The 11,109-nt window shown below is 39.1% G+C and carries 8 protein-coding genes; 2 read left to right on the top strand and 6 right to left on the bottom strand.

Annotated features, from left to right (window positions below):
• The 5 genes from ACNKXV_RS01150 to ACNKXV_RS01170 form a co-directional block, all read right to left on the bottom strand.
• Nucleotides 1-1,786: DUF885 domain-containing protein (locus tag ACNKXV_RS01150; RefSeq protein WP_417905866.1), on the bottom strand; the 1,786-nt coding region annotated here is incomplete at its 3' end.
• Nucleotides 1,787-1,790: 4 nt separating this feature from the next.
• Nucleotides 1,791-3,644, bottom strand: a complete 1,854-nt coding sequence (locus tag ACNKXV_RS01155) for a CocE/NonD family hydrolase (protein ID WP_417905867.1) — start codon at nucleotides 3,642-3,644, stop codon at nucleotides 1,791-1,793.
• A 102-nt stretch (nucleotides 3,645-3,746) separates the two neighbouring features.
• Nucleotides 3,747-5,015, bottom strand: a complete 1,269-nt coding sequence (gene tilS, locus ACNKXV_RS01160; protein WP_417905868.1) for a tRNA lysidine(34) synthetase TilS — start codon at nucleotides 5,013-5,015, stop codon at nucleotides 3,747-3,749.
• 83 nt (nucleotides 5,016-5,098) lie between these two features.
• Nucleotides 5,099-6,403 (bottom strand): aminodeoxychorismate synthase component I, encoded by a 1,305-nt coding sequence (gene pabB / locus ACNKXV_RS01165; RefSeq protein WP_417905869.1) that lies wholly within the window; start codon nucleotides 6,401-6,403, stop codon nucleotides 5,099-5,101.
• Nucleotides 6,404-6,940 (bottom strand): NADPH-dependent FMN reductase, encoded by a 537-nt coding sequence (locus tag ACNKXV_RS01170; protein WP_417905870.1) that lies wholly within the window; start codon nucleotides 6,938-6,940, stop codon nucleotides 6,404-6,406.
• A gap of 96 nt (nucleotides 6,941-7,036) precedes the next feature.
• Here ACNKXV_RS01170 and ACNKXV_RS01175 point away from each other — a divergent pair, with 96 nt between their 5' ends.
• A complete protein-coding gene (locus tag ACNKXV_RS01175; protein WP_417906335.1) occupies nucleotides 7,037-7,915 on the top strand; it encodes an aldose 1-epimerase family protein in 879 nt (292 codons plus the stop codon).
• 72 nt (nucleotides 7,916-7,987) lie between these two features.
• Nucleotides 7,988-9,331, top strand: coding sequence for a DEAD/DEAH box helicase (locus ACNKXV_RS01180; RefSeq protein WP_417905871.1), 1,344 nt, complete (start codon nucleotides 7,988-7,990; stop codon nucleotides 9,329-9,331).
• A 304-nt stretch (nucleotides 9,332-9,635) separates the two neighbouring features.
• Here ACNKXV_RS01180 and lpdA read toward each other — a convergent pair whose 3' ends face one another.
• Entirely contained in the window at nucleotides 9,636-11,039 is a 1,404-nt protein-coding gene (gene lpdA / locus ACNKXV_RS01185) for a dihydrolipoyl dehydrogenase (protein WP_417905872.1), read from the bottom strand.
• Nucleotides 11,040-11,109 lie beyond the last annotated feature (70 nt).

An 11,109-nucleotide genomic window follows, 5' to 3' on the forward strand; every position in this document is an offset into this window, starting at 1 on the left:
TAGACTCCAGGATCGTTAAGGGCAAAGCACCATCGGTCAACACCTCATCGTGGAATTCCCGTATGTCGAACTGCTCACCCAATTCCTTTTTTGCATGTTCTCTTAGTTCGAGAATTTTATTCATCCCAATTTTATAGGCTGTGGCCTGTCCCGGCATTACAATATGTCTTTCCACCATTTTAACACAGGCACTTTCGGCTGCAGGAGTGTTCGTATTATAATAATCTATCCCTTCCTGCCTGCTCCACTTCATGGCATGAATTCCGGTGTCTACTACTAAACGACAGGATCTCCACAGCTCCATGGCCAGTCTTCCAAAATCTGAATACGGGTCTTTATAGAAGCCCATTTCTTTTGGAATAAATTCACTGTAAAGTCCCCAGCCTTCGATATAAGCGGTATAAAAGCTAAATTTTCTAAATTCCGGAATACTATCCAGTTCCTGAGCGATGGCCAATTGCATATGATGCCCGGGAATTCCTTCGTGAAATGCCAGTGCTTCCAGCTCATACTTTGGCATAGCTTCCATATCGTAAAGGTTTGCATAGTAAATTCCCGGTCTGGACCCGTCCAATGCAGGGGCCTGATAAAAGGCTTTCCCGGCACTTTTCTCTCTAAATGGTTCTACCGCTTTTACCACAATATCTGCTTCAGGCAGAGTATTAAAATATTGCGGTAGTTTAGCTTTCATTCCATTTATAACCGTTTTGGCTTCCTTTAAATAAGTTTGCTTTCCGGCTTCAGTATTTTCAAAATAAAACCTTTCATCGGTTTTCATGAATTCAAAGAAGCCCTGAAGGGATCCTTCGAAACCGGTCTCCTCCATGATCTTTTCCATTTCCCCATGAATTCTGGCTACCTCTTTAAGGCCAATTTCATGAATTTCTTTTGCAGTAAGATCTGTAGTGGTAATTCTTTTTAAGGCCAGATTGTAATATTCCTTCCCTTTTGGAAATTTCCACACCCCATCTTCTTCTGTTGCGCGTAATTGCTGATTCTCTAAAAACTCAATTAAACTTTTATAAGCCGGTTGCACATGAGAAACCAAAGCTTTTTCTGCTTCATGAATAAGCTTCATTTTTTCCTCCTTCGAGATCTTAAGATTCTCCACCTTGGAAGTAAAATCTTCCATTAAGGCACTTGACTTAGCCGATTTGGTAAAAGGCTTGCCATCAAGAATATTCCGGGAAGCGTCCAGGGTTCGGTCAAAAACGAATTTTGGCGGAATTACTCCATTTTGTTCTCTTAACTGTATTTGCTCAATGATATCTTTCATCACCTTCTCCATCCCCCTGAGCCTGGAGATATACGCCTTAGCATCTGGAATGGAATCTATCTGGTGCATGTTTATTAAGAACGCAGGCAATTCTGCATGTAAACCATGCATTTGTTCAATTGGATAGTCATAAAACCGAAAATCGTAATCTTCAATTTCATTTTTCACCTGCCGCAGATACAATTGATAACTCAGTTTTGTATCCTCATTTAAAGCTTCCACATTTACCTTTTCCAGATAATCAAGGCGGTTTTTAGCCTTTTCGAGATCTTCAGCATACTTAATATTAGAGAAATCATCCCATTTATCTGAATTGGTTTTTAAACCTCTTCGGGTCTGGGTCATGGGAGAATCGTCAATATCTTTCTGAAACTCTTTTTCAAAGTAATCATTAAGTTCTGCTGAAGCAACTTCGCGATCGGCTGCAGTATAAGCTGAAGGCTCCTCTTCATTTTTACAGGAAGCGAAGGCCAGACAAAATAATAACAGATACAGGTTTAATATTTTCATTTTCTTATTCTTCTAAAGCCGAAAATTTGATTGCTGAATCACCAAAAACAGTATGTGTTTGCTTTTTAAAATCATCTGCTTCTGCCTTAAAAATATTATCAACGTAAGTTTGTGGATTCAGGTCTATCAAAGGAAACCATGTACTCTGGATTTGAACCTGAATCTTATGTCCTTTCTTAAAAGTATGGTTTACTCCCTGAAGCTTTAAATTCACATCTGTTTTGGTATTAGCAGTAAATGGCTCAGGCTTTTCAAAGCTGTTTCTAAATCTTCCACGCATTACCTCGCTACGTACCATCATATGATAATTGCTCATTTTAAGGTGAGGCATGGTTTCTTCATAATTCTCGGCATCATGAGGATAAACATCTATAAGCTTTACAACCCAGTCTGCAGCAGTTCCTGTAGTTGCCACTTTTAACAGAGCCTCAATTGGTCCTACAATTTTAAGGTCTTCTTCCAACACCTCGGTTTCAAAAACAAGCACATCCGGTCTTCTGGCAGCAAAACGCTGATCGCCGGTCATATATTCACGTGGTGTAAAAACTGTTTTTATCTCATCGTTATACGGCACCGGCTTTTTGGGATCACTGATGAATTCTTCAGCATTCTCTGTAGGTTCCTGAGTAAATTTTTGATCTCCGCCTAAATACCAGGTTTTGGATTTAGTGTTTTTTGGCGGCCATTCAGCATAGTCATTCCAGGTTCTAAGTCCGGTGTCATAGATATGAGCTTCTGCAAGCTTTGGAAGATCTTTAGTCTTTTTCTTCAGGAAATGATTGAAAAATTCCGTTTCATAATCCTTTTGATAGTGGGCAGAAATACTGTCTCCAAAATAAACATTCCCTACCGACTGTCTTTCATAGTTCCGCGCCCAGTCCCCATGACTCCATGGTCCAAAAACGATACTGTTATAATTATCACTATGTTCTTCTATACTTTTATAAATGGCAAACGGGCCATAAAGATCTTCCGCATCAAACAAACCTCCAACGATCATCACCGCAGGTTTGATATTCTTCATATGCTGAACAATTCCTCTTTTTTGCCAGAAATCGTCATAATTAGGATGTTCCTTTAATTGTTGCCAGAACTCATTGTCTTCCTTGTAATATTCATCCAGGTTACTAAGTGGTCCCGCGTCTAAAAAGAACTGATACTGATCTTCGGTTTTAAGATCTGGAAAACTATACCAGGCAGTATCTACCGGAGATTCTTTTTGATATCCGAATACTGAAGTTGCTCTCCAGTAACTTAATAAATACGCACCATTATGGTGAAAATCATCAAAAAAGAAATCACCAATACTTGCCTGTGGAGATACAGCTTTAAGTGCCGGATGCCCGCTTAACAAAGAGTAAGTAGCATAAAATCCCGGATACGATATTCCCCAGGTTCCAACTTTTCCATTATTGTTCTTTACATTCTTAACCAGCCAGTCGATGGTATCATACGTATCACTGGCTTCGTCAAATTGCTTTCCTTTTTTATTCGGAATATAAGCACGCATATTATCGTACTTCCCGCCACTCATCCAGCGACCTCTTACATCCTGATAAACAATGATATTTCCCTGCTTCATCAGGTGTTCATTGGGTCCTATTTGAGATCTGAACTGATCTTCCCCATAAGGCCTTGAACTATAAGGAGTTCTTTGCAACAGGATTGGATACTTTTGTGAGGTATCTTTTGGAGAGTAGATTGTAGTGTGAAGCGTAACCCCATCCCGCATTGGAATGTCCACTTCCATTTTATTATAATGGGATTTTACATCATATTCAGTTGCAGTTTGAGCGATCAGGGGATTGACCACAAAAAGCAATAGTAAGCTTAGGACCGGTAATTTCAAGAATTTCATCAATTGGAATTTTAAAAGTTCCTAAAGATAGAAATTAGCCCATAAAACCTAAAAGAAATTTAGATTAAAGAACAACTACGCTAAGCAGTAAAATTGAAAAAATCAGGTTAGGGAAATTTTGAGGATATCCTTATCATCTGCTTTTACTGCAAATCTGTTATCTGCCCTATGATTGATGATCCATACGATCTCTTCGTTAGAACATAAGATCCAGGTGTTTTCTTTTTCGGGAAGGGAGAACTTTTCATCTTTAAAAAAGTTACTCAGTTTCTTTTTACCATTCATCCCAAAGGGATAGAAGTAATCACCTTTTTTCCATTTCCGGATGTGTAATGGAAATTGCAATTTGGAAGCAGGAACATAAATACAGTTTTTCGCCCGTTTACCCAGCTTTTCCACTTCTTCCAGGTGAAGAGTTCCCATATCTGGGATCATTACCAGTTCCTCCTCGCGGCTAAGCCAGAATTCCTTATCATCTGGTTTATCAGATTTTTCAGTTAAGATAAGTGTGTTTCGATCCTTTATAAGCCTGTGAGTGTCTGAAAATACCATTTTCCCGGGTTGGGCATCCATAAGACCATAAACATCATTCCATTCAGTAAACCCAAAGGATCTTAGCATTTGATACATCACCTGCTTAGGATTAGGAATCTTACGCAAAAAATCAATATTTATAGAGTAGCCGTAAGTATCCTTTTTTATAATTCTGGGATATAATAAACTCATGTAATCTTCGACAAGCTCCAGGCTCCCTCTCAAATATTGCTGAGTTTTAAAAAAAGTATTCAGCATTTGGGGATTTAACTTAACCATCCCGGGGACAATGTTATGCCTGATGTAATTTCGCATGTATTTATCTGAAAAATTACTGCTGTCTTCCCGCCATTTCAGGCCTTTAGTCTCTGCAAACTTTTCAATTTCTTCACGGGTATAGGAAAGCAGTGGACGAATCAAATTTTCACTTTCGGCTTTTATCCCGGTTAGTCCATCCGGGCCTGTTCCCCTGATGAGATTGATTAAAAAAGTTTCCAGATTATCGTTTGCATGGTGAGCGGTTAGCACATAATCGAATTGACGTGCAGCCCTTAGCTCGTCAAACCATTGATAGCGCAAATCTCTTGCCGCCATCTGCACCGAAATTCCGGAATTCTCTGCATACCTCTGGGTATCAAAACTCTGCGTAAAAAATTCTACTTTCAGTTGTTTTGCAAGGTCAGCTACGAAATTTTCATCTTCGTCACTTTCCTCACCCCTTAAATTGAAATTACAATGTGCAATGGAAAAATCCAACTTAGCCTCATGGCATAAATGGGTAAGAACCACACTGTCTACTCCACCGCTTACTGCCAGCAGGAGCTTAGAATTACACAAAAAAGGAAATTCAGATTTGACGTGGTTTTTGAACGATTTTTCCATAGACTCGTAAAGATACGAAGGAGGAATTAAAAATTGGCTTAAGAATTACCGGAGAGATTAGAGAGTACCTCTCTCATGGCTTTTGCCTTTAACTGGCATTCTTCATATTCCTTTTCTGCAACCGATTTTGCTGTGATCGCACCGCCTACTGAAAATGACAAATATTTATTTTCTGAATTATACAGGATGCTTCTAATTACGACATTAAAATCAAAATCACCGTTCGGGTCAAAATACCCAACTGCGCCACTATACAAACCTCTGCGCGTTTCTTCCAGCTCTTCTATGATCTTCATAGCTGAAATCTTCGGCGCCCCGGTCATACTCCCCATTGGGAAACTGGTTCGTAAAGCTTCTACCGGAGAAATACCTTCGGCCAGTTCAGCGGTTACTGAAGAGATCAATTGATGCACCTGTTTAAAGCTATAAACCTTACATAGCTCGTCTACCCTAACGCTCCCTTTTTTGGCAATTCGGGAAAGGTCATTTCTAACCAGATCCACGATCATCACATTTTCTGAATTTTCTTTAGGATCATTGGCCAGGGCGTGAGAGATTCGAGCGTCTTCTTCGGGATTGGAAGATCTGCGGGCTGTCCCTTTAATAGGTTGAGAAAGTAATTTATCACCCTTTTTCTTAAGATATCGTTCCGGACTTGCAGAGATCAGGTTATAATTTTCAAGTTTTAAATATGCCGCAAATGGAGGTGTAGAAATTTCATTTAACGAAAGATAGATACTAAAGGGATCCAGATCCACAACTTCAGCGAAATATTCCTGACAGAAGTTAGCTTCATATATATCACCTCGATGAATATGATCAAGCATAGTTCCAACTTTTTGCATATACTCAGCTTTGGAAATGCGGGGCTCTGCCTTTACAGCCTCATTTGTTAATTTCAAAGGAACCGATTGTTCCAGAATTTGCTGAAAATCGATATCAATTTCATCGTCCACCATCCGCAAATACTTGAACTCTACCTCATCACCTTTTATAAGGATGATCTTTTGTGGCTGGAAAAAATAGAGGTCAGGGAAATGTAAGCCATCAAAGTTTTTAGAAGTCAGCCTTTCAACATCATTTTTAAGATCATAGGTGAGATAACCAAAGATCCAGTCGGCGGTGGTTTCCTGATATTCTTTTAGTTTATCGAACGCATACTGGTAATCGGTTTTTATAGCCGTAAAAGCCTCAACCGCAAGGATAGCCTCAAATTCACCGGTAGCTGAATTGTCCTCATTACTATCCAGCCAAACGATTTCATGAAATTGATTTCCCCAGCTTAAAAGTTGTTGTTTGAACCGGGAAGGAGATTTTAAACTAAATTTTTTGCTGCTGCGCACTTATTCATCTATTTGATGCGCAAAGGTAGTAAGCACATCAGCAATTCCCATATCTAACACCTCGTTTGTTACCTTATTATCGGTAAAATTGTCTTTGAAAGATGGAAAACTAAAACTTTCGATAACATCGCCTCCAAATCTTCCTAAAATGCCCTGGGAATATTCCAATGCACCTTTGGCGCCTCTTTGACCGGGAGAAGTACTAATGAGCAGGATCTTTTTGTTTGCCAGAAAATTTCTCTCATTCCTCGACAACCAGTCCAGGATATTTTTAAAGAATGCCGAAACAGTTCCGTTATGCTCATTTACCGCGATCACCAGTCCGTCTGCTTCTGCGATAAAGTTTGCAATTTTTTGAACGTTTTCAGGAAAGCCTTCATTATCCTCAATATCCTGACTATAAATAGGCAAAGGATAATCGGTCAATTTTATCATTTGTAACTCATGACCCTGGATTCGTCCTGTTATATTTTCAAGTAACTTTTGATTAATAGAGGTACTGCTGTTGGAACCTGCAAAGGCGAGAATTTTCTTCATGTATATAATTTATCTAAAAATACCCAAATTTTATAATTTCCATCAATACCATTTTTTCAGAATTTCAGGTATCGTAACTTTAGAAAAAAATTGAAGGTGATCAAACATACTATAGAAAATGAATATTTAAAGATTCGCGTGCTGGAAAAAGGCGCTGAGCTTTGCAGTATTATCAATAAAAAAAATAACCGGGAATATATCTGGCAGGCAGACCCCGAGGTTTGGGCCAGCCACGCTCCAAACCTTTTCCCTATTATAGGCGCTTTAAAAAACGGTAAATATGTTTTTAAAGGAGAGGAATATGAATTACCTAAGCATGGTTTTATCCGTCATAATGAGAACATCAGGTTAAAAGAAAAATCTGAAACCCAACTGGTATTTGAACTCCTGTATTCAGAAGAAACACTTAAAGCATATCCCTTCAAATTCAGTTTTAGAATAACCTTTATTCTGAAGGAGAATTCGCTGGAAGTAGATCACCAAATTATAAATCTGGATACTAATTCTATATATTTTTCATTTGGTGGTCACCCGGCCTTTAATATTCAGCATTTCGAAAATGAAGAAATAGAGGATTACTCCCTGGTTTTCGATCAAAAAATGGACCTGAGCACCCACTTACTTAACTCAGAAGGTTTGATTAGCTCCAAAACTGAAGGAATTCTGGATAATGAACATAAAATCAGGCTAAACAGAAATATTTTTGAGAAGGATGCACTTATTTTTAAGAATATAGAATCTAAAAAGGTAGATCTGGTAAGTGCAAAAAATGGGAAAATTTTATCGGTAGAATATTCCGATTTCAGAGACCTTGGAATCTGGGCCAAGCCAGGCGCCTCCTATGTTTGCATAGAACCCTGGCTGGGAATGGCAGATCTTGAAGACACCGATCAAAATTTGAAAAAGAAGGAAGGAATCCTTAAACTTAAAGCAAAAAATGAATTCAATGCAAGCTACACTATAAAGATTGCCTGAGTTTTACTTGCCAAAAGCAGGTAAAACTTTGACTTTCATGCCGTACCTTTGCACAAAATTAAACTTCACGATTTGAGTTTCCAGAACCTTAATTTAAATACCCCCTTACGCAACGCCTTGGAAGATCTGAATTTTCAGACTCCAACTCCTATTCAGGAACAGGCCTTCTCCTCCATAATGTCTGGAAGAGATGTTGTAGGGATCGCGCAAACGGGAACAGGTAAAACATTTGCATACCTCTTACCTCTTCTTAGAATGCTGAAATATTCAGAACAAAAGAATCCGCGAATTTTAATTCTTGTTCCAACCCGGGAACTGGTTGTACAGGTTGTGGAAGAGATCGCAAAAATTGCAAAATATATAAACGTAAGGGTTTCCGGAGTATATGGTGGTGTAAACATCAATACTCAGCACCAGGAAATCATGCAGGGTCAGGATATTCTTGTAGCAACTCCAAGAAGGCTTTATGATCTTGTTTTGCGAAGAGCAGTTCAGCTAAAATCAATTCAGAAGTTTGTAATTGATGAAGTGGATGTAATGCTTGATCTTGGATTTAAATTTCAGGTTAACAATATTCTTGAATTGCTTCCACCTAACAGACAGAGTATCATGTTCTCTGCTACCATGACCGAAATCGTGGAAGAAATTATCGATGCTAATTTTAAAGCACCCGAGAAAATATCTGTAGCGGTTAGTGGAACTCCATTGGAAAACATAGAACAACGCGCTTATTTTGTTCCAAATTTCAATACAAAAGCCAATTTGATGGAGCAGCTCTTCCAGGATGAAGAGGAATACCGTAAAGTGCTTATTTTTACCAGTGACAAGCGATATGCCGATAAATTATTCGAAAGGCTGGATGATGTGTTTACACGCGAAATAAGCGTGGTGCATACCGGAAAAAGTCAGAATTACAGGCTGAATAGTCTTAGTGAATTTTCAGAAGGAAGAACCCGGATCATGATCGCGACAGATGTAATGGCCAGAGGTTTGGATATAGACAATGTAAGTCATGTTATAAATCTGGATACGCCTAACTATCCTGAAAATTACATGCACAGGATTGGTAGAACAGGTCGTGCCGAAAAGAAAGGTGTTGCGGTAATTTTCAAGACTGAAAAGGATGCTGAAAACTTTGAAAAAATCGAAGCTCTTATGGATATGCAAATTCCGGAGTATGAGCTACCTGAAAATGTAGAGATTTCCAATGAACTAATAGAGGAAGAAAAGCCAAGAGCAATAGAAATCAACAATCCGCACTCTGACTCTCACGAGGCGGGGCCTGCTTTCCACGAGAAAAAGGCCAAGAATATGAAGGAAAATCTTGGTGGTTCCTACCGCCGGGAAATTGCCAAGAAATACAAAAAACCCAAGACCAGAGGAGACAAGAACGCTAACAGAAGGCGTAAAAAATAAAAAGAGGAGGCAAATTTGCCTCCTCTTTACATTTTATACAAGTTCGTCTAACTTCTGTTCTTTCTCTTTGCAGCCTTGGCCGCTCTCTTTTCCTTTAAACTAAGAACCGGTTCTTTTTTAGATGAATTCTTAGATGGAGATTTTTCTTTTGACATGATTTCAACAATTTAAAATTGATCTTATAAAAGTAGTGATTGTTTTAATACCAAATTAGAATTTGTTCAGGTCTTAAAGATTTAGGTATTCAGAATAAAAAAAGCCCCGCAAATGCGAGGCTTTTTTTTATAATAAATCTATTATTAGTTTAGATATGCAAAGCTCTGTTATCTGTAGCAGCCAAAGCAGCTTCTTTTACAGCTTCAGCGAAAGTTGGGTGAGCATGACTCATTCTCGAGATATCTTCAGCAGATGCTCTGAATTCCATTGCAGTTACCGCTTCAGCAATAAGATCGGCTGTTCTTGCTCCAATCATATGCACTCCTAAAACCTCATCAGTCTTCTCATCTGCAAGGATCTTTACAAGTCCGTCGATATCCCCACTCGCTCTGGAACGTCCAAGAGCACGCATTGGGAATTTTCCTTCCTTATATTTTACGCCTTCCTCCTTCAATTGCTCTTCAGTTTTACCAACTGCTGCAACTTCCGGCCAGGTATAAACAACTCCGGGAATAAGGTTATAATCGATATGTGGCTTCTGCCCTGCCATCAATTCAGCAACCATAGTTCCCTCTTCTTCGGCTTTGTGTGCAAGCATAGCTCCGCGAACCACGTCTCCAATAGCATAGATATTATCTACATTTGTTTGAAGATGATCATTCACTTTCACTCTACCTTTATCGTCTAATTCAACACCGGCAGCTTCGGCATTCAAACCATCTGTAAACGGTTTACGGCCTACAGAAACAAGGCAGTAATCTCCTTTAAGCTCGATCTCTTTATCTTTTTTATCATCAGCCTTGATGGTGATCTCATCACCATTTCTCTCTACCGACTTCACTTTGGTACTGGTATAGAATTTAATTCCCTGCTTCTTCAAAACTTTCTGAAGTTCTTTCGACAAAGCAGAATCCATAGTTGGAATAATTCGGTCAAGGAATTCTACCACTGTTACCTCAGCACCAAGTCTTTTATAAACCTGACCAAGCTCAAGGCCAATTACACCTCCACCAATTACGATCATGTGTTTTGGAACTTCCTTAAGCTTAAGAGCTTCAGTAGAAGTGATCACACGCTCTTTATCAAGCTCGATAAAAGGAAGGTTTGCAGGCTTAGAACCAGTAGCAATAATGGTCTTTTTCGCTTCTATGGTTTGAGTTTCCCCATCTTTTTCGATGTTGATATGAGTTTTGTCTTTAAAAGAACCAACTCCCTCGTAAACATCGATCTTATTTTTATCCATTAGGAACTTTACTCCGTCGCAAGTCTGGCTTACTACAGATGCTTTACGTTCCATCATTTTTTCAAGATTCAGCTTCACCTCTCCCGGAATCTCAATTCCGTGATCCTCGAAATGCCTGATGGCATCGTCATAATGGTGAGAAGAATCTAAAAGTGCCTTACTCGGGATACACCCTACGTTAAGACAGGTTCCACCAAGGGTGGAATATTTTTCTATGATCGCAGTTTTCATTCCCAGCTGGGCGCAACGAATGGCTGCAACATAACCTCCGGGACCCGATCCAATAACTGCAACATCATATGTACTCATAAGTATAGTTTTTTGGTTTTTCAAAAATTGATGGTAAAAGTACGATTATTCTCTACAATGACCAATATTG

This window comes from Christiangramia aquimixticola (assembly GCF_048285835.1).
Taxonomy (GTDB): domain Bacteria; phylum Bacteroidota; class Bacteroidia; order Flavobacteriales; family Flavobacteriaceae; genus Christiangramia; species Christiangramia aquimixticola.